Origin of the sequence: Paenibacillus sacheonensis (assembly GCF_009909195.1) — a bacterium.
Taxonomy (GTDB): domain Bacteria; phylum Bacillota; class Bacilli; order Paenibacillales; family Paenibacillaceae; genus Paenibacillus_Z; species Paenibacillus_Z sacheonensis.
On the sequence record NZ_JAAAMU010000009.1, the window covers coordinates 144,311 to 162,902 of the forward strand.

General features: G+C 58.8%; 15 protein-coding genes. 2 read left to right on the forward strand and 13 right to left on the reverse strand.

Annotated elements, in window-relative coordinates; all coding sequences use genetic code 11:
* Positions 1 to 75: 75 nt before the first annotated feature.
* The 7 genes from GT003_RS18270 to GT003_RS18300 all read right to left on the reverse strand — a co-directional run bounded on the left by GT003_RS18270 (position 76) and on the right by GT003_RS18300 (position 10,008).
* Complete coding sequence (locus tag GT003_RS18270; protein WP_161700415.1) at positions 76 to 1,902, reverse strand: polysaccharide deacetylase family protein; 1,827 nt, start codon at positions 1,900 to 1,902, stop codon at positions 76 to 78.
* Between the two features lie 39 nt (positions 1,903 to 1,941).
* The gene (locus GT003_RS18275) at positions 1,942 to 3,882 is read right to left on the reverse strand and encodes a glycosyltransferase family 2 protein (RefSeq protein ID WP_420831460.1); all 1,941 of its coding nucleotides are present in this window, start codon (positions 3,880 to 3,882) and stop codon (positions 1,942 to 1,944) included.
* 69 nt (positions 3,883 to 3,951) lie between these two features.
* On the reverse strand, positions 3,952 to 5,280 hold the full coding sequence (locus GT003_RS18280) for a nucleotide sugar dehydrogenase (RefSeq protein WP_161700418.1): 1,329 nt from the start codon (positions 5,278 to 5,280) through the stop codon (positions 3,952 to 3,954).
* 33 nt (positions 5,281 to 5,313) lie between these two features.
* Complete coding sequence (locus GT003_RS18285; protein ID WP_161700420.1) at positions 5,314 to 6,750, reverse strand: polysaccharide deacetylase family protein; 1,437 nt, start codon at positions 6,748 to 6,750, stop codon at positions 5,314 to 5,316.
* A gap of 40 nt (positions 6,751 to 6,790) precedes the next feature.
* Complete coding sequence (locus tag GT003_RS18290) at positions 6,791 to 8,179, reverse strand: polysaccharide deacetylase family protein (RefSeq protein ID WP_161700591.1); 1,389 nt, start codon at positions 8,177 to 8,179, stop codon at positions 6,791 to 6,793.
* A gap of 594 nt (positions 8,180 to 8,773) precedes the next feature.
* Complete coding sequence (locus GT003_RS18295; protein WP_161700422.1) at positions 8,774 to 9,508, reverse strand: HAD family hydrolase; 735 nt, start codon at positions 9,506 to 9,508, stop codon at positions 8,774 to 8,776.
* A 146-nt stretch (positions 9,509 to 9,654) separates the two neighbouring features.
* Positions 9,655 to 10,008, reverse strand: a complete 354-nt coding sequence (locus tag GT003_RS18300; RefSeq protein WP_161700424.1) for a DoxX family protein — start codon at positions 10,006 to 10,008, stop codon at positions 9,655 to 9,657.
* Positions 10,009 to 10,148: 140 nt separating this feature from the next.
* Here GT003_RS18300 and GT003_RS18305 point away from each other — a divergent pair, with 140 nt between their 5' ends.
* Positions 10,149 to 10,520, forward strand: a complete 372-nt coding sequence (locus GT003_RS18305; RefSeq protein WP_161700426.1) for a winged helix-turn-helix transcriptional regulator — start codon at positions 10,149 to 10,151, stop codon at positions 10,518 to 10,520.
* Positions 10,517 to 10,999: a GNAT family N-acetyltransferase gene (locus GT003_RS18310; protein ID WP_161700428.1), complete on the forward strand. Its 483-nt coding sequence runs from the start codon at positions 10,517 to 10,519 to the stop codon at positions 10,997 to 10,999. Before GT003_RS18305 ends, GT003_RS18310 begins: the two co-directional genes overlap by 4 nt.
* A 128-nt stretch (positions 11,000 to 11,127) precedes the next feature.
* Here the strand turns inward: GT003_RS18310 and GT003_RS18315 are convergent, their stop codons facing one another.
* The 6 genes from GT003_RS18315 to GT003_RS18340 all read right to left on the reverse strand — a co-directional run bounded on the left by GT003_RS18315 (position 11,128) and on the right by GT003_RS18340 (position 18,475).
* Positions 11,128 to 11,274 (reverse strand): hypothetical protein, encoded by a 147-nt coding sequence (locus GT003_RS18315; protein ID WP_161700430.1) that lies wholly within the window; start codon positions 11,272 to 11,274, stop codon positions 11,128 to 11,130.
* 130 nt (positions 11,275 to 11,404) lie between these two features.
* Positions 11,405 to 11,824 carry a VOC family protein gene (locus GT003_RS18320; RefSeq protein WP_161700432.1) on the reverse strand — a complete coding sequence of 140 codons (420 nt, stop codon included), beginning with the start codon at positions 11,822 to 11,824 and terminating at the stop codon, positions 11,405 to 11,407.
* A 241-nt stretch (positions 11,825 to 12,065) separates the two neighbouring features.
* Positions 12,066 to 12,947 carry a sugar phosphate isomerase/epimerase family protein gene (locus GT003_RS18325; RefSeq protein WP_161700434.1) on the reverse strand — a complete coding sequence of 294 codons (882 nt, stop codon included), beginning with the start codon at positions 12,945 to 12,947 and terminating at the stop codon, positions 12,066 to 12,068.
* Between the two features lie 128 nt (positions 12,948 to 13,075).
* Entirely contained in the window at positions 13,076 to 16,705 is a 3,630-nt protein-coding gene (locus tag GT003_RS18330; protein ID WP_161700436.1) for an Npt1/Npt2 family nucleotide transporter, read from the reverse strand.
* 166 nt (positions 16,706 to 16,871) lie between these two features.
* Entirely contained in the window at positions 16,872 to 17,402 is a 531-nt protein-coding gene (locus tag GT003_RS18335; RefSeq protein WP_161700438.1) for a cysteine hydrolase family protein, read from the reverse strand.
* A 107-nt stretch (positions 17,403 to 17,509) separates the two neighbouring features.
* Positions 17,510 to 18,475 carry a helix-turn-helix domain-containing protein gene (locus tag GT003_RS18340; RefSeq protein ID WP_161700440.1) on the reverse strand — a complete coding sequence of 322 codons (966 nt, stop codon included), beginning with the start codon at positions 18,473 to 18,475 and terminating at the stop codon, positions 17,510 to 17,512.
* Positions 18,476 to 18,592: the final 117 nt, after the last annotated feature.

An 18,592-nucleotide genomic window follows, 5' to 3' on the forward strand; every position in this document is an offset into this window, starting at 1 on the left:
CCATGCACCGCCAATCGTGGACGAATCCACCTTCCTCGCATTTTCGAACAGGTAACGATCCGGCCATGCGCCGACCTAGAACGTATCGATAAACCAATCCACGACCCGGTTAAACCCATGCTTAACGCCGCTAATCATCCCTTGCAGCCCTTCGTTCGTATTGCGGTACAGCAGCTTGGCTTCGCGATCGCCGCTGCCGTCACTACTGCCGCTTCCGTGACTGTCGGCTCCACTGGCGCCGTCACTGCCGCCATCGCTGCCGAGCGATTTCACCGTCACGTCGACGAAACGTCCGTCATAGATGTCGTCCTTCTCATTCTGCTTGCTCGCTTCCGATGACAGCGCCACGCCGCCCTGCGCGATCGAAGCGTCGATCGCTCTTCCGCCAAGCAGCGTCTTGCCGTCCACCTTCAGTCTCAGCTTCCCGCCGGCAAGCTCGACGCCAATACGGCGCGACTTTGCGATATTGGCCGGAATGCTCGTATGCGGCTCCAGTCCCGCTGCCGTCTGCGCCTTCGTGTACACCGCCGCCTTGCTGAGCGCAAGATCTTCGTCGTCCCAGGTCACGTCGCTCAGCTTCGCCCCGAACAGCCGCTCCACGGCTTGTCCCGGCTTCTTCTGCTCCACGGCAATCTCGTTATCCGCAAGCGCGACGCGAACGAATGCATCTTTCTCGCGGTCGTACCTCAGATAGAGGCTCTGTTTGCCGACAACGTTACCCGTCAGCTTGGCGGTTAGCGACACGTCGCCATACCCGTCGCTGCCCTTCAAGTAGGCCATTCCTTCCGCTCCTGCCGGCGAAGTCAGCACGATCTCGTTCTCGTCGAATTCCGCGGCGCCCGATAGAGCAGTCCAATCCGCGGCGCGCGATTTCTCGCCCTGCACGAACGTCATCTTCTGCCCGCTGTCGTTGCCGATAGCCATCAGCAGGTGATTGGTCGACCAGTACGGCTGCGACTGCACCCGCGTCAGATCGTACACGCTCCCGCTCTTGCCGTTGAAGGCCCCGCCTTCCCGCGCAAAATGCAGCCGGAACAGCGCTTCGATCTCCTTCTCGTTGGCATCCGTCACGAGCCGGTTCATGCCCCCGCCGAGCGAGTTCGCATGCATGATCATATACAGGCCCGGCACGTAGCCAAGCTTGTCCGTATAAACGTCCCTCATCAGCTTGTAATCCAGCCCGATCCGCGCCTCCATCTGCCCGCGGTCTTCCGTCGGAATCATATTCTCGTCCCGGACGAAATCCATCAGGTAGTGGTTGTAATACGCAACCTCGCTCTTGTTCTTCAATTCCTTCTCGGTCTTCTGGCCGAGGAAGCTGCCGTCGTTGTCGAACACGTTGATGTACGACAAACGATAACCGTTGCTGCCGAGCTCCCAGAAGCCCGATTTGCGCAGCTTCAGCATTTCCTTCGCCTGCACGAACTTATTGTCCCCGTTGCCCAGCTTGCCCGCGTACGACAGGAACGTCGCCTTGAAATTGTACTTCTCCAGCATCGGCTCCGCGAACAGCGCCGAATCGTTGCGTCCGTCCTCGAACGAGAGGAACAGCGCCTTGTCCGGCAGCGGCTTTCCCGAACCGTAGTAGTCGAGAATATCCTGCTGCGATATCGTCCGATAGCCTTGATTGTGCAGTGCCTTCAGCTGGCTGTTCAGCTCGTTCTTGGCGATCAGCTTCGGCGTGCCCGAACGGCCGACGCCGAAATACGACAGCGCAACGAAGCCATGATCGCTGTTCCACGTGCGCTTATCCGGCTCCGCATACGTAGCCGTGCCCCATACGGCCCGGTAGATCAGCATCGCCACGCCGAGCAGGACGACGGCCTGCACGACGGTTTTAATCCGCTTGAAGCGATTTTTCCGGCGAACATTCTGCGCTGGATCCCGATCCGAGATCGCCATCGCCGCTCCCCCCCACCATGAATCTTCCGGCGGCCGGCGTTACTGCCCCAATCCGATTCGATTCTTTTTATTTTTGTTCTTCCGCGCTTCCTTGCGCTCGCGGGCTTCGATATCCTGCGGCGTCTCGCGCGTTCCCCAGGTCGACTTCCAGAAGGTGACCCACGCGACGGGCATCTGCCACAGCAGCACCAGCTCGTAGAAGATGCAGAACACGAGGCCGAACAGCCACAGCCTGCTCTTGCGGAACAAGAGATGCGCCAAGCTCATCAGAAGCGCCATCATCAGGAGCCCCATCAGGAACGTCCCCGGAAACACATGATGCACGAGCGGCACGTAACCGAGGTTATAGGCCACGATGACCGGCGCCGCGATCGGCACGACGAGGCCGACATAGAAGAACAGCGCCATGAACGGCTCCTTCCGCCAAATGAACCCGCCGGCACGCAGCGACTCGCGCAGCCACGAACGCTTCCACCGCATCTGCTGCCGCAGGAAGACGCCCGTGTCCGACGGCACGATCGTCGAGCAGATCGCCGAATCCTGATAACCGGTGCGATGCGTCCGAAGAATGAAGTTCGTCATGCTGCGATCGTCGCCGAACGTTGCGGGCTGTCCCAGAAACTTCTGATTCAGCCACGCTTCCTTATGCTTCAGGATCAAGTCCTTGCGATAACAGGACAACGGACCCGACAAGCAGGTGACGCTGTCGAAATACGACTCCGCCGCCTTCATGATCCGGAAAGCGATGTAATACCGCACGGTTTGCAGCTTCGTAATCGTATTCGTGTATTTGTTCTCCACGTCGGTTCGCCCGGCAACCCCGCCCATGCGGGGATCCTGGAACGGCTGAACGAGCCGCCGTATGGCCGTCGGCTCCAGGAAGCTGTCGGAATCGACGAAGACGACCAGATTATGCTTGGCCATCTCCACGCCCTTGACGAGCGCGACGCGCTTGCCGCCGTTCTCCTCCAGGATGTGGAACTTCACGCGGTCCTTCGTGGCATAACGTTCCGCTTCTTGATGAATGAGGGCAATGACCTCTTCGATGCGAGCGGCGGAGTTATCGAGCGACTTGTCATCCACGACGATGATTTCCAGCTTATCCGTCGGATAGTCTTGATTGACGCAGCTGAGAATCGTACGGTGAATCCATTCCTGCTCGTTGAAGCACGGAATGATGATCGAGACGCCCGGCGTATAATGCCGATTGACCGGCACTTCCCGGTACAGCGCCCCGAACAAATACCGTGACAGCAGGAACGCTGCCGCCGTCAGGCTGTACAGATACAGCAAGAAGTTATACTTGAAGTAGATCAAGCTCTCCACGCGCAGCAGCATGATGAGGCATACCGCCGCGAACAGCGCGCCGCTTGCGGCATATACCGAATAGCCCCATCGTTTGCGCTGCAAATAATCGGTCAGCGGCTTGGCGAACTCGAACGCCAGCATCAGCTGCTCCTGGCCGTCCTGCTCCCGGACGAACGTCCGGACGAGGGCCGCATCCAGCCTGACCGCCGACTCGAAGCCTTCCGGCATCGTGCCCGGCGGAATGTGGAAGCGCAGGTTTACGATTTGGCCGGCGGCATACCGATCCTCTCCGGGCGCCAACGCCACGAGGATACCCGTCGACGAAATATCGACCGCCTTGCCCCGGTAAGCCGTCCGTTTCGTCTGCCGCGGACCGGTCATTATGACCTCGAAATCCGCCATGTAACGCAGGCTGAGCAGCCGCAGACGCTCGAGCTCGGCGGCATCCCGCGTCTCATTGCCCCAGGCCTCGGCTTTGTTTTCCTGTCCGCCGTTGTAATTACGGGAGCCAGCGGCTCCATTGCCGCCTTTGTCGCTCTTGTTTGCTTTCTCGCCCCTGCGATCGGCCTGCATCCGGATTTTCTCGGGATCCGGCACGTTCGAGAGGGTACGCCTGTCGTTACGCGGAACGGACAGCACCTCGACGATGTTTTTCTTCTTTCGTTTGAACACGATGGCTCGTCTGCCTCCTCCCCGAAGCCCAGGTTGACGGCATTGCCGTCAATCGGCCGCCTGCCTGCCTCATAGACTCCAGTAGTGGAACCCGCTGCTTTCGTAAGTGCTTTTGTCATAGATGCCTTTGATATCGATCATAATCTTCGCGGCGTCGCGGTCGAAGAGCAATTCGAAATCCGCGATATCCATCTCTCTGAACGGCGTATGCGGTACCGCGACGACGACGGCGTCCAGGTTCTTCATCTCTTCCATGTCCGACAGCTCGATTCCATGCTCGCGGTACGCCGTCCCTTTGTCCACGTAAGGATCGCCGACAATCGGCGCGATGCCGTACTCCCTCAGCTCTTGAATGATATCCTTCACCTTCGTATTCCGGATGTCGGAGCTGTCTTCCTTATACGACAGGCCGAGAAAGCCCACCCGCACGTTCGCGAGGTTCAGCTTGAGCCTCACCAGCACCTTGATGATCTGCTGGGCGATATACTTGCCCATGCCCTCGTTCACATGCCTGCCGGCCAAAATGATTTTGGAGCGGTAGCCCGTATCCTCTGCCTTATACGTCAAATAGTAGGGGTCGATGCCGATGCAGTGGCCGCCGACCAGACCCGGCGTGAACGGGAGGAAATTCCACTTCGTGCCCGCCGCCCGCAGCACGGACTTCGTATCGATGCCCATGCCGTTGAACAGCATCGACAGTTCGTTCATGAACGCGATATTGATGTCGCGCTGCGCGTTCTCGATCACCTTCGCGGCTTCGGCCACGCGGATGCTCTCCGCGCGGTAGACGCCGGCTTCGATGATGAGCTCGTACAGGCCCGCGACCGTGTCCAGCGTCTCCTCGTCCATGCCGGAGACGATCTTGACGATACTCTCCAGCCGATGCTCCTTATCCCCGGGATTGATCCGCTCCGGCGAGTAGCCGACCTTGAAATCGGCGCCGCAGCGCAAACCGGATTCCTCTTCGAGAATCGGGATACACACGTCTTCGGTGACGCCGGGATAAACCGTCGATTCGTAGACGACGACGGCGCCCTTTCTCAGCTTCGTGCCTACCAGCCGGCTTGCCTCCTGGACATAGCCAAGATCGGGCACGTTGCCGCCCATGACGGGCGTCGGCACGGCGACGATGAAGCAGCGCGCCTCATCCAGCCGATCCGGATCGCACGTGAATACGACCTCGCTCTCGCGAACGGCATCGCCGCCGATATCTCCGGTCGCGTCGACACCCCTGCGCAGCTCCTGAATCTTCCGTTCGCTCACGTCGAAGCCGATGACGTTCACTTTCTTGGCAAAGGCCAACGCAATCGGCAGGCCCACGTAACCAAGGCCGATAACGGCCAGCGGTTCCAGTCGGTCCGTGATGCGGTCGTAAAGCTCCTTGCTCGTCGTATTCATTCGATCAACCCCTTTGGTTAAGGATGCAGTCCGTTAGGATGGCGCAGTCGTGCCGGGCAGACCCATCAGCTCCGACATTCGCACGAACGTATAGCCCTCCGAACGCAGCTCTTTGATAATGATCGGAAGGGCTTGAATGGTCTGAATATCGTCCAAGAGATGCAATAAAACGACGCTTCCGTTCGCTGTCTGCTCCTTCACGGTTTGAGCGATCTGGGCAGCGCTTCGGCTCTTCACGTAGTCATCCGGCGTCACGTCGAAGATCGCAACGTCATGATAGCCCGTTGCTCCGACGGCCTTCAGCGTTCGGGCATCGAAATCGCCTGTCGGCGGCCGGAACAGCATCGTCGGTTTCTCTTGTATGGCTTCCGTAATGATCCGGTGCGCCTTGACGATCTCCTCCTGGAGCGCCTCCGACGTGACCGTCGTGATAACCGGATGAGAGTACGTATGATTCGCTACGTCATGCCCTTGTTCTACGATTGCGCGTGCCAGATTCGGATTCTTCTCCACGCCGTCCGCGCGCAGGAAGAACGATGCCTTCACCTTGTACGCGTCCAGCGTGTCCAGAATCTTGGTCACGGTATAATCCGTTCCCCAATCATCGAAGGTCAGGGATACCTCCTTCTTGGTATCGCCTTCCTTGTTCACGAAAACGCGGTAGGCGGCCTCGCCGTAATCGGAGTTGACCCGGGCTGCGTCGTAGCCCGGAATTTGCTCCAGCGGCTTGCGCTCGCCGCCGTCATGGATCAGCTTGTCGATCGTGACGAACGAATAGCCGACATCGCGCGCTCCTTTGGCGATGAGGTCGATCGAGGCATCGATGGTTGCGTTCTCCTCGGTGTCGATGGCGATAATGCCGCCGCGATTGATGTATTTTCGAATGTAATTGCGCTTCTGGAGGTCGGTCTCGCTCTTCCAATTATGCAGGTACAAGCTGCTGCCTACGACGGCATCCAGTCCGTCCACCGCGGCGGCTACGCGCAGATCCTCGTTCGAGGAGCCGTTTACAGCCCTGACGTATTGGGGAGCCGTCCCCGTCTTTTGTTGGATGACCCCCATGCTGAGCTTCAAATCCTTCAGGATCTGCGCATACGTCAGCTGGCTCACGTCTTCCCTGTTCAGCGTATTGCTCTCGATCTCGTGCCCTCGCGCTCGAATCTCGTTCGCGATATCCGGCTCCTCGGCCACGCGCATGCCCGGCAGGAAGAACGTCGCTTTTATTCCATACTTGTCCAGCTCGTTCAAGATCCGTTCCATCGTGCCTTTATCTGCCATACCGTCGAAGGTAAGGGACAACTCGCGTTTCGTGGTGTAGACCATGGTTTCGAATTTGCTGCCTTCTAAATCTTGCGGTCTCGTGGTCGGGTTCGCGTGCTGATTGGCGTTCATGGCGCTTGAAGGTGCATTCCCGCACCCCGCGAGCAGGATAACCGCAAGCAGCACGATGACGGTCTTCGGTAATCTCATACAGCCACCTCTTGTTGGATAACGAATCTCATGATATTGGTTAGCGTTGAAGTCCGATGAGGTCTGCCATTTTTACAAAGTCAAACCCCTTCTGCTTAAGCTGTTCGATCGCTTTCGGCAGCGCCTCGATGGTATGGATGTCGTCCAGCATATGCAGCAGAATAACGCTGCCGCTCGTCGTTTGCTTCATAATGCCCTTGACGATATCGGCCGCGCTGTTCTTCGCGTCCCAATCCAGCGTCGTCACTTCGTACATCGCGATCACGGGATAGCCCGTCGCCGCGATCACCTTGCCTGTCCGATCGTCAATGACCCCTGTCGGCGGACGAAACAGCATCGTCGGTTTTTGCTGAATCGCTTCCGTGATTACTTGATGCGCCTTGACGATATCTTCCTGAAGCGCTTGGGGCGATAACGTCGTGACGACGGGATGGCTGTACGAGTGGTTCGCCACGTCATGGCCGCCCTCCACCATCGCCCTCGCCAGATTGGGATTGCTTTCCGTCCCCTTCGCCCGCAGGAAAAAGGTCGCCTTCACGTTCTCCGCAGCCAGAATATCAAGGATCTTCGTGATGGTGCGGTCGCTCCCCCAGTCGTCGAAGGTGAGCGCGATCTGCTTCGTCTGCAACCCGTCCTTGCGATAAACCAACTTATAGGCCGCGTTCTTGTAATCGGGATTTATCTTCGCCGCATTCCAGCCTGGAATGTCCTGCAGCGGCTTGCGCTCTCCTCCGTTTCGGATGAGCTCCTGCAGCGGAATCAGCTTATAACCGATGTCCTTCGCCGCGGCGGCAATGAGCGGAATCGCGTCGACCACTTGCGGATTAACGTCCGTATCCAGGTTAATGATGCCGCCCCGCATCATGAAACGCTCGATGTAACTTCCGATCTCGGCCGCGCTCTGCATCTGCCTGTCCTTCGGATTGATATTGTAGCTGACGACAGCCTCCATCCCCAGTTGCGCAGCCGCTAATCGAACGTCGTCCGAATAATCGCCCGATTTCGTCCGCAAGTATCGTGGCGTGACACCCGTCTGCTTCCGGATGACGTCGCTGCTTAGCTTGATCTCGTTGTAAATCTGATCGTAAGGCAGCTTGCTCATGTCCAGGCGATTTAGCGTGTTGTTCTCGACTTCATGCCCTCTAGCCGCTATCGCCTTCGCGATATCCGGCTCCTCGGCAACACGCATGCCCGGCAGAAAGAACGTAGCCTTGATGCCGTACGTATCCAATTGGTCCAGCAGCCGCTTCATCGTCTCGGCATCGCCCATGCCGTTGAATGTCAGGGACAACTCCTTGCGTGCCGTGTAGACGAAGGTGAGCGCCCTGCTCATGGCGCCGTCGTAGCGTACGACCTTCGCCGGCGCTTTCGTCCCGCTATCCTCCGCGGCGGGCTGGCTGCCGCCGAATATTCCGCAGCTCGCGAGCATGCCTGCGGTCAGCACCGCGATGCCGCTTGCCGCAACCCGTTTGCCGACTGCCTGGACACGGCTCGACTTCCATCCGGTTTTCCTTAGACGCAATGACCAATCTCCTCTGCTCTAAATTAATAAGCCTTCTCAGGGCGGACTTCCTATTCGTCCATTCTGTCCGTTCTCGCATTCTAAATTAAGCTATCTACCATTACCCACATTGCGACTATATGTGGCAATGAAATCCGCCAAATCGGTTTCAACGTTCAAATTCGGTTCCGCATATCTAGCAAAGGGGTTATCTCCGAAAAATATGTCGGAAATATGTAAATAAAAGTTAATAATTCGACAAAACAAGAGCGCGAAGAACCGGTGAATCCACGTCATTCAGTAGATTCACGCTTCTTTACACAAGCCAAATTACCTATATTCTGCAGGAAAAAACTTGCCGCCTTTATATGGACGCAGAAACTTTGAAAGAGGTGCGGTTTTTGTCGAAAAAAATTAAAGCGATGTAAAGAAAGGGCGCGGCCAGCTGATGGATCAGCTGGCCGCGCCTCTATGTTTGCCAAATCGTCACCCAATATGGACCCTGTCAAGGTCATGCCGGTATCAGTGCAAGAACAGATTCCTCAGCTCCGCGAAGCTTTCCACCACGTAAGCCGGCTCATGCTCGCTCTCCCGCTCCGCCCCTCGGTGATTGAACCAAATGACGGTCCATCCGGCTTCGGCGGCGCCGATGACATCGTTGCGCCACGAATCGCCGACATAGACGCTGTTCGCCGGTTCGGTATCCGTCAGCTCGTTCGCGTATTGGAATACGCGCCGGTCCGGCTTGTCCCAGCCCAGCGCGCCGGAGATCAACTGCCGTTCGCGCGGGATCAGCTCATCCAACTGCATCGCTTCGATCTTGCTTCGCTGGTGCGCCGGCGCGCCGTTCGTGATCAGACCGACGATCCACCCTTGGCGGACCAGCTCTTCCAAGAGAGCTCTGGCGCCCTCGAACAGGGTAATGTCGTATTGGCACCCGATATAAGCCGCCTGCATGGCCTCCGCCTCGGCATCCGATAGCGCGAAGCCGAATTCGGCCAGCGTCAGCCGGAATCGGCGCACCCGCATCGCTTCCGTCGCGGCGCCCTCCTCCATGGCTCCCGCACCGCCGAGCGCAAGCGACAGCATGTCGCTGTGGTAGCGCAGACGGTGATATGCTTTCTCGAACGGAAAACCTTCCAGCGAGCCCAGCGGCCCCGCCACCTGCTCGACCGCCTTGCGGAACGGAATCAAATGATCATACAACGTATCGTCCACGTCGAAAAATATCGCTTGTCGTTTATCGGCTTGTCTCATTGCAATCGGTTCTCCTGCGTATGGTTATCGTGATCGACGGACCTCGGCCCGTCTCCCCAACACTATACGCCATCATGGCCGCTTCAACAACGTCTGCCTCATTCAATCAGCGGCCGTTTCCTTGAAATGACGTGTCTTCTCCCGACCTACAGACGTCCGATCGCGATGAATAAAGCTAGCGCCAAGAACACGATATTCACGCCGATATCCGTATACTCTTTGCGCTTCACATGGAATAGGGCACCCAAGAGAACAATGGCAGCCAATCCGATGGCGGCGATCGGCGTCAGCGCCGGTGCGAGATTCGCCGCTTCAGGCACGATCAATCCAACCGCTCCGACCAGCTCCGCGAGGCCAATGAAGACTACCAACCCTCTAGGAACGTCTTTCGCCCAAGGCCAGGACGCCGCTGCTTTCTCATGCCGAAACGCCTTCATCCACCCCGAGAAAACAAACCCTGCGCATGCGATTCCCTGCACGATCCATAACGCGATATTCATCGTCCGCCCGCTCCCCTGTTTGTGCTTCTCCTTATCTAGGCCTATACTATTTCGCGGGAGCCTTATTGGGAAGTAGGCACTTTAATCATACCTAGTATACGGAACGATACCTTAGACGAATAAAGGAGCGCGCATCGTCCATGACGGCATATTGCAAATTCGAAACGGCATTAGACATCCTCGTCGGGAAATGGAAGCCCGTAATCCTGCTTCGCCTGTTCGCGAACGGCACGATGCGATTCAGCGAGCTGCAGAAGGCCATCCCGGACATCACCAAAAAGATGCTCACGCAGCAATTGAGAGAATTGGAATATCACGATATCATCCATCGCGAGGTTTATCCTCAAGTTCCGCCCAAAGTCGAATACTCCATCTCGGCTTACGGCCAGCGAATGGCCTCCGTGCTGCAGGCGATGAACGACTGGGGCGTGGAACATATCGCGCATTTGGAGGAGCTGTATGGGAAGGATGCGTCGATAACGCCTGAAGAATCGGAGGAGTACAAGTTATGATAATCCGAGAAATACAGCCCCGGGACGACGCTGCCGTCGAACGCATCATTCGAAGCTGCCTGATCGAATTCGGGGCTAATCGGGCCGGACTGGCTTGGGAAGATGAGAGCTTGAGCCATCTATCCGCCTTCTATGCAACAGAGGAATGCAATTACTGGGTCGTCGAGGAGGAGGGAGCGGTTGTCGGCGGTTGCGGGATCGCGCCGTTTGCCGAATCCGGCGAGATCTGCGAGCTGCAGAAAATGTATTTGCTGCCGCACGCAAGAGGGACGGGAGCCGCTGCGCAATTATTAGCCGTCGCCTTGGCGTTCGCCGGCCGGCATTATCGGCACTGTTACCTGGAGACGCTGACCGCGATGGCGGCGGCCAATCGCTTCTACGTTAAGCACGGCTTCGTCCAGCTGGAGGCGCCGCTCGCCGGATCGGAGCATTTCGCGTGCGACGCCTGGTATATGAAGGACTTGGCGGAGCGCGGATAGCGCTAATGCCAGTTCGTAAAACTAAGCACCCGAGCCACGATGAGCACATCCATTTCCGGCTTATGCGAGGCCTCGATGGCCGCGTCCACCGCGTCTTCCTTGCTCGCCCGCGTCGTGTCATGGCGGCCTTAGCCGCCGGTTAGGCTGAGCTTGCCCAACTTCGCCTTATTTTTGGGATAGGAGACGGGCCGGTTGCTGTAGATGCAGTATTTCGATGCTTCCGGCCTGCGGAAATCCGCCGCGATTCGGGAGGCTTCGGTCGGCTCGCGTTCCATGATGATTCCGTTCCGGCGACAATTCCAGCGGATGCCGCGAGGCGTCGACAGGGTAATGGTACTTCACGTTCTCCATGTTAGCCTCCTCCGGTTTCCTGCAGGCCGTGCCTAGTCATCTCGCGTTCTTTCATCAGCTTTCAACAACAGCAGCTGCCGCAGCAATAGGAACCATCTCGACCAAACCGACCATATGCCCATCCGGATCGAATACGTCGAACAGCACATGATGATTCCATTCCGAATCCCAGGTTTCGATGTCGCTTACACGACAGCCTCGCGCTTGCAGTTCAGCATGAAGTGCCCGGACATCCGCGCATTTGATATTGAAGCTCGGGAAGGCCATCACGGGGATCGGCTCCTTCAATTCCGCCAAGCTCAGCAAAGCCGCATCCTCGGGATGCGGTTGGAAGAAGAGCGTGGCACCCCGGCTGTCTCCGCCCCAATCCTCGATTCCCCGGCATACAAGGCCCAGCGCCTCCGTATAGAACGCAATGGACCGTTCCAGATTGTTAACGGGAATAAAGAGACTCCCGATTTGTTTCGTCTTCATCAGCTGTCAGCTCCCTTTTCCAATTCCTTCACCATGCATGCCTCCATTTCCATGTCAGTTTATAAACGAATCCGACAGCGATAACCATACAGCGTCTCCAAAAAATCAGCGCCGCTTATTTGCCCAGAAACCCGCGTCCCTCCATTCAGAGTACGTCTCGATCCTCGAACGCCAGCAAATATCTCCGTCTCCTACAGCAAAGCCAGAACCCCCCGAACCGGGAATTCTGGCCTTCGTTTGATTATTTAGAGGATGCGGGCATTCGCTTGCGGGCTTCCGAACCCGCTTCCGCCGCCAGCTTCCGCTCGATTTCCTTGATACGCGCTATCGCCTGCTCCGTATAGGCATCGAAAAATGCCTGCCCGCCTCCGCGCTTCATGACGCCGAACGGATCCGCCGCCGCCGGCAGCAGCTCGAAGGTCAGGTAACCCTCGTAGCCGATGTCCCGCAAGGCGCGCAGAATCGGCTCGAAATCCGTATGTCCCTCGCCCGGTGCCGCACGGTTGCTGTCCGCCAAGTGGATGTGGATAAGCGCATCCCCGTTCTGCCGGATCGCCCCCGCGATGTCGTGCTCGTCGATGTTCATATGGAACGTGTCGCCCATGATGCCGACGTTCGCAAGCCCCACCTCGCGGCGCATCGCCTCGGCTTGGTCCAGCCGGTTCAGCATGTACGACTCGAACCGGTTCCATGCCTCGATGCACAGATTAACGCCGAGCGAGGCCGCGTATTCGCCGCCTTCGCGGATGCCCTCGACCGCCCATTTCCACTCGTCCTCGCGGCTGCCGATCTCCCGGATCCGCATATTCGCGACAGGCGCGGCAATGATCGTCGGCGCGCCGATCCCGGCAGCCATGTCCGCGACTTCCTTCACATACGCGACAGCCCTGGCCCGCACGGATGCATCCGGATGACCCAAATCCCGCTCCGCATTAAAAATCGAGCAGATCGACGATACCTTCAACCCCGTATCCGCGGCAATCGCCCGTACTTGGCCGAAATCATAGTCGCTCGGCTCGCCGACGAGCTCGATCGCGTCATAGCCGAAGCGCGCCAGACGCTCCGCGCTGGCCTGCAAAGCTTCCCCATAATAAACGAGCGCATTATAGCTGTACTTGAACATGCTGTTGCTCTTCCTCTCTTATAACCGCCCGATTGCAGCTGTTTTCGTTGGCCGATCCGTCTCGCCTTCCATGCCAGTCATGCCTTTCTTACCTGTCATTCATATCCTTCTCAACTGCCATGATTTCCTTAGCCGATCATGCCCTTCAGCCGGTTTCCCATGACCTGCAGCATGCTGCGGAGCACGTCCATGTTCTGAAAGCAGAGCGAGAAGACTTGGTCGCGGTGCAATTGCAGCAGCACCGTATGCTCCGTCGCCGTGCAGTCCGCCGACCGCGGGCCGCTGTCGATAATCGCCATCTCGCCGAAGCAGTCGCCTTCGCCCAAGCTGGCGAGCGTCTCGCCGCCGCGGTGCACGCGGACGGTGCCTTCGATGATGCCGTACAGCATGTCGCCGTAATCGCCGACCTTGCAGACCGCCTCGCCCGGGGCGTACTCCACCTCGTCGACCATCTGTGCCAGCCGCACGATATCCTCATGGGACAAATGCGCGAACAGGTCGATTTTCTGCAAAATCAAGACGCGCCGCAGCAGCGAGTCCGCGCCGTCGCCGTCGCTCGTCGAAGCCGCAGCCGCTTCCTGAGCGGCTGCGGCGATCTCCTTTGCCGCGGCTGCTGCATCAGCTTGCGACGCGTCTTCGGCTCCTTCGCCGGCGCTGCCAAGGGCAGCCGCGTTCTCCGGCTTCTTCTGGCCGGCAATCGCCGTGCGCAGCCTGCGGGAGAGCAGCTTCATCATCTCGATCGCGATGACCGACCGGTCGAACATCACCTCGTAGAAATCTTCCGCGTCCAGCCGCCAGAGCGAGCTGTCCGCTTCGGCGACGGCGTCCGCCGAACGCACCCGGCGAATAAGCACGCCGGACTGGCCGAAGGACTCGCCGACGCCGCGTTCGCTCAGCTTCTCGCCGCGCCGGTAGATGCCGATGCGCCCGCCGCGGATCAAGTACAGCGAGTTCCCGTCATCCTCGGCACGGAATACGGTCTCGCCGCGCTTTGCCTCCACCGGCGTCAGCTTCTCCGCAAGCGCCGACAGCTCCCGGCTCGTAAGCCCCTGGAAGAGCGAGAAACCGCGCAGCATCCGGATGCGTGCCATATGGTCCTTCAACGAATCCGACCCCTCCGGATTCATGGCGAAGCCGATCACCTGCCGGAGCCACTCATCGCCCTGCGCCGCAAGCCATGCCAGCTGTTCCGCCAGCTGCGCTTCCGTGCGGGAGGCGACCGCCGCCGCGCCGGACGATGTCATGATCCGGGCAAGCTCCATCCGGATCGGGCCGTGCGTCAGCTGGTCCATGACCTCCATCGCGTTCGCCTGCTGGCGCGCGTCGCCTTCCGACCAGTTCGCGTACACCGCCTGAATCGTCGCGGCATCGTAGACCAGCGCGAGCAGCTGGAAGATGCGCCAGACCGTGCGTTCCTGCACCTGACCCGCAACCTCCGCGGCATCATGATACGCTTCCGCCATCCCCAGCCCGCTCATTCGTTCCGACAGCTGCCAGTACAGCTCCATCTCGGCCGCGGCGAGCCTTTCAATGACGGCGACCTGCTTATCGGCTGGAGGCCCCGCGCTGCGCTGCATGCGAATCAACGCTTCAAGCAGCTTGTTCCGAAGCTCGAAATCGGACTTCGCATACCGCGACAGCAGCATATCGAAGGCAGCCGGCGTCGCCAGCCGCTCGAATACTTTGGGCAGATGCATGACCGGATGATCCCCGTCGAAATACGGCTCCAGCAGCGGCACGATCGTCTTCTCGTCGTACGCGGCCAAGGCATCGATCGCATTCTTCCGCGTATCCCCGTGCTGAAGCAGCGGTACGATGTACGGCACAAGCTCGCGCACCTGCAGCGCCTCGGCGGACCGCAGCGCAAGACGGAGGACCCGAGGCGATGCATCCTGAAGCAGCGGAATAAGCGGCTTATAGAACGCCTTGATGCCGATGCGGCCGAACAGCCCTGCGACGGCGCTCCGCTCTTCCTCGTCCGTGCTCTCGAGCAGCGGCTTCAAGGCACCGACGGCAAGGAACATGCCTTCAATGCCGTAATATTTGATCAAGCCTGCGATGGCGCAGGACTTGAGCTCGAGATCCGAATCTTCCAAGTAGCCCGTGATCTCGTCCAGATATTCTTCTCTTGCATACGCGGTAAGCGCCAGCAGCGCCTGCGGCCTGGCCTGGCCATGGGAATCGCGCGCAAGCGCGGACAGCTCGGGCTCCAAGCCCGCAGGCTTCGCGCGTTCCACATGCTGCAGAATCTTGACGACGACTTCGCGAGCCGGGTGCCGAAGCAGATGCGGCAGGTGAGGCGCCAGATCGAAGCCTTCCATGTCGCGGAGAATCCGCAGCGAATACAGCACCTGCTGCTTGTCCGGGCTCCGCAGGGCGGCTTCGAGCAGCCCGCGGCTTGCGGGATCCATGAAATCAAGCTCCGATCCGTCCAGCTTCGCGCCGTCCGTCTGCAGGGTAGCTAGCAGCGTTTTCAGATACGCGCCCTTGACCTTGATGGCCGCGGCCACGCAGAGGACCAGCAGCGCCAGGATGAGATAGCTGAACTGCTGCGCGGACAGCACCGGGGACAAGGCGATCAAGCTGATGGCCGCGACCCCCTTCGCGCCGTTGCGGACGATGCCGTCGAGAAAGCTCTTCGCCCGGTTGCGCCATTTGGGCGGAATCGGGAACATGATCAGCTGGTTGACGGACGCGTTGATCGTATCGCCGACGACCTTGTCGCTGCCTTTCACCAGGACGGCCGTAGCGAGCATCGGCACGAGCAGTACGCCAAGGCTTCCTGCGAACAGGACGACGGGGAACACGAGAATCGCCGCCATCACCCCGAAGCGAGTCAGCAGCCTCCCTGCGATGAACACCTGCACGAAGAGCGCGAGCAAGCCGGCCCAGCCGTAGAAGCTGCCCATGAAGCCGGCCAGGGCTTCGTTTTGCAATTCGCCTCTTAAGATGACTTTGAACTGATAGTCGACGAACGTAAGCGCAAGAATGAGCGCTGCCGACATGATCGCCACATATTTCAAATGCGGCACCGAAGCGAAGAGTCCTTCCTTTTCCGTGTCCTTCGCCTGCCGCTTCTTCGACTTCGAAGCCGCGGACGCCTGCGCTTTCTTGTCCGTCTGCGAGAACGTCTCCCCCGGATTATCGACCATCCGCACGAGAAGAATGACCGCCGCCGCCGCGAGCAGCTGCAGACCGGCATAGAAAAAAATCAAATTCGTCGTACCTACGATCGGTACGATTAATTTGAGACCGAATCCGCTCAAAATACCGCCCGTAATGCCGCCGCTCCCGACGAGGCCGATGGTACGCTTGACCTTCCGCTGATCGAGCACCGACGGCGCAAACTGCCAGAAGCAGACGATCATGAGGAAGTTAAACACGTCGTACGCCACGTAAATGACCGGAAACGTCCAATTATGTCCGAGTCCCGCGCCGATTCGCGTCAGGACGACGAGCGCCGTGATCGCGGGGATCAGTCCCAGGATCAGCCGGTCGATGCGCGCCCGCGGACTGTATCGCTGAAAGATCAGGCCGGTCAGGATGAGCGCGGCCGCCTGGGGAAGATACATTTTGGACAACGCCGATGCATCGAAATGCGAGAGGAACAGCGCATCCGCCGCCGTTCGCCCCACCGTCGACGCCGATACGACGAACATCAGATAGGCGAACAGCAGCGCGACCTTGCGGTACTCGTCCCCATCCGCCGATATCCGCCCGAGGGCGGCTCCAAGCCTCTTGCCCGATATACGTTTCATGTTACGGCAACGCTCCGTTTCCATCATGGTTAATGCCTTTAATAATTCCCCGGGATGGTACGATTTCCCTTCCGGCAGGACGGAATTAGTGATTCCTTAGACACGGGCTCTTAGGACTATTCGGATGATAATTGGCGTTAACGACCCGATCCTTGGATGAACGGAGTTAAAATGAAACGTCCTTCGCGTCCTGCATCTTCGCAAACCACCTCAGCGCCCGGTTGTGATGCGCAATGATTTGCTCCGCCGACAGTTCGCCCAAGCTCCACGTGCTGTGCGCATCCGTCACGAGCGTGACGCCGTACCCCAGGCTGAACGCTCTCCGGCAGGTCGTATCTACGCATATCTCCGTCTGCATGCCGGTCAGCACCACATGCTTGATGCCGCGCGCTCGCAGCGCTTCGTGGAGCACCGTTCCGTGAAAAGCATCGGGCGTCGTCTTCGGGACGATCAACTCGCCGCCCTCGGGGCCGATCTCCGCATAAATCTCCCATGCCTCGCTTCCGGGAACCAGCGACCCGCCCGGCCCTTCCTCGTGCTGGACGTAGATGACCGGCACGCCCTCAGAGCGCGCTTTCGAAAGCAAGCTTCGCAAATTCCGAATGACCTCCGCCGAATTATAAACGGGATTGGCCTCGTCCAGCATTTCGTTCTGAACGTCGATTACGATCAATGCGGTATGGTTCGCTTGGTTCATGATGCACCTCCGAAGTAATTAGGTTTTATTGGTTATCATTTTGATTGCCTTAGCGCACCTTGGATTTTACAGTATTTCGCATAAACACTTAAGCTCTGCCCTACCCTCTATTCCAGCTCGAGCGGCGTCAAATAGACGGTTTCCCCGGAGCGCTGCTTGCGGAATGCGCCTGGCGTCGTGCCTGTCCATTTGACGAACTGACGGATAAAGCTCTGCACGTTGTCGTAACCGATACGCCGCGCCACCTCTTCCACGGGATGCAGTCCGCCCGTCAGCAGATGCATCGCTTCCTGCTGACGCAGCACGGCAAGGTATTCGCGCGGCGACAGACTGTACGCGTCCCGGAATACGCGGTAACAGTGGCGCCGGCTGAAGCCGAGCCGGGCCGCGAGCTCTTCCATCCAGCCCGAGGAGATGGCCTCCTCCGCTTGGCGGTTCGCGACGAGCGACTCGATCGCCTGCGCGATGCGGATCGGCAGCACGTCGTTCCCGGTGCCGGCGCCGCGGTCCTCGTGTTCGTCGATGAACGATTCGAGCACGTCCATGATCGTGTAGATGCAGCGGAACAGCTTGGCCTTCGATGCTCCGTCTTCTGCCGCGAGCTCCATGACGCGCAGCATCTCCGGCAGCAGCAGCCGGTTCACCTCATGGTCAGGCGGCATCAAGAGCAGCTTCGCGCGGTTCAGCTTGTTCAGGAAGATGGGGTCGTCGGCCTGCACATGCATGACGAAGAAAGTGAACGGCCCCTCGGCCCGATACGAGTGCAGCATCATGGGCGGCACCAGGACGAGATGGTCCTTGCCCTGCCGGTACGAAGCCCCGCCGACCTCGGCCAGCTGCATGCCCTCCAGCACCACGTTCAGCTCGAACATCATATGGTGCAGATGCCTGCGGCAGGACCATCCCTCCGGAACGGTTCCGGTCTGCGCTCCGTAGAAATACGCTTCCGCTTTTCGATTCGGCAGCAGCCGGACGGTTTTGGACGCGTCCAGCTCGCTTTGGGCGTTTCCCCCGTTAATCGCTTCTGGCGTATTCTTGGCATCTGCCGTTCCCGCCGTTCTCGTCGTATCCATGACGCTGATCCTGCTTTCCGTCATCCGCGCACGTTTCCGCCCGTCCGCGATGTCTCAGTTGGTTAACTATTCATGCCGCCCATGACCCGGTATGTTATTCATTGGATCGCTCTTGGC

Coding starts and splice junctions, on each gene's coding strand:
- GT003_RS18270 (WP_161700415.1), bottom strand. CDS start 1,902: ATGGCGATCTCGGATCGGGATCCAGCGCAGAATGTTCGCCGGAAAAAT.
- GT003_RS18280 (WP_161700418.1), bottom strand. CDS start 5,280: ATGAATACGACGAGCAAGGAGCTTTACGACCGCATCACGGACCGACTG.
- GT003_RS18285 (WP_161700420.1), bottom strand. CDS start 6,750: ATGAGATTACCGAAGACCGTCATCGTGCTGCTTGCGGTTATCCTGCTC.
- GT003_RS18290 (WP_161700591.1), bottom strand. CDS start 8,179: ATGCTCGCGAGCTGCGGAATATTCGGCGGCAGCCAGCCCGCCGCGGAG.
- GT003_RS18295 (WP_161700422.1), bottom strand. CDS start 9,508: ATGAGACAAGCCGATAAACGACAAGCGATATTTTTCGACGTGGACGAT.
- GT003_RS18300 (WP_161700424.1), bottom strand. CDS start 10,008: ATGAATATCGCGTTATGGATCGTGCAGGGAATCGCATGCGCAGGGTTT.
- GT003_RS18305 (WP_161700426.1), top strand. CDS start 10,149: ATGACGGCATATTGCAAATTCGAAACGGCATTAGACATCCTCGTCGGG.
- GT003_RS18310 (WP_161700428.1), top strand. CDS start 10,517: ATGATAATCCGAGAAATACAGCCCCGGGACGACGCTGCCGTCGAACGC.
- GT003_RS18315 (WP_161700430.1), bottom strand. CDS start 11,274: ATGGAACGCGAGCCGACCGAAGCCTCCCGAATCGCGGCGGATTTCCGC.
- GT003_RS18320 (WP_161700432.1), bottom strand. CDS start 11,824: ATGAAGACGAAACAAATCGGGAGTCTCTTTATTCCCGTTAACAATCTG.
- GT003_RS18325 (WP_161700434.1), bottom strand. CDS start 12,947: ATGTTCAAGTACAGCTATAATGCGCTCGTTTATTATGGGGAAGCTTTG.
- GT003_RS18330 (WP_161700436.1), bottom strand. CDS start 16,705: ATGAAACGTATATCGGGCAAGAGGCTTGGAGCCGCCCTCGGGCGGATA.
- GT003_RS18335 (WP_161700438.1), bottom strand. CDS start 17,402: ATGAACCAAGCGAACCATACCGCATTGATCGTAATCGACGTTCAGAAC.
- GT003_RS18340 (WP_161700440.1), bottom strand. CDS start 18,475: ATGGATACGACGAGAACGGCGGGAACGGCAGATGCCAAGAATACGCCA.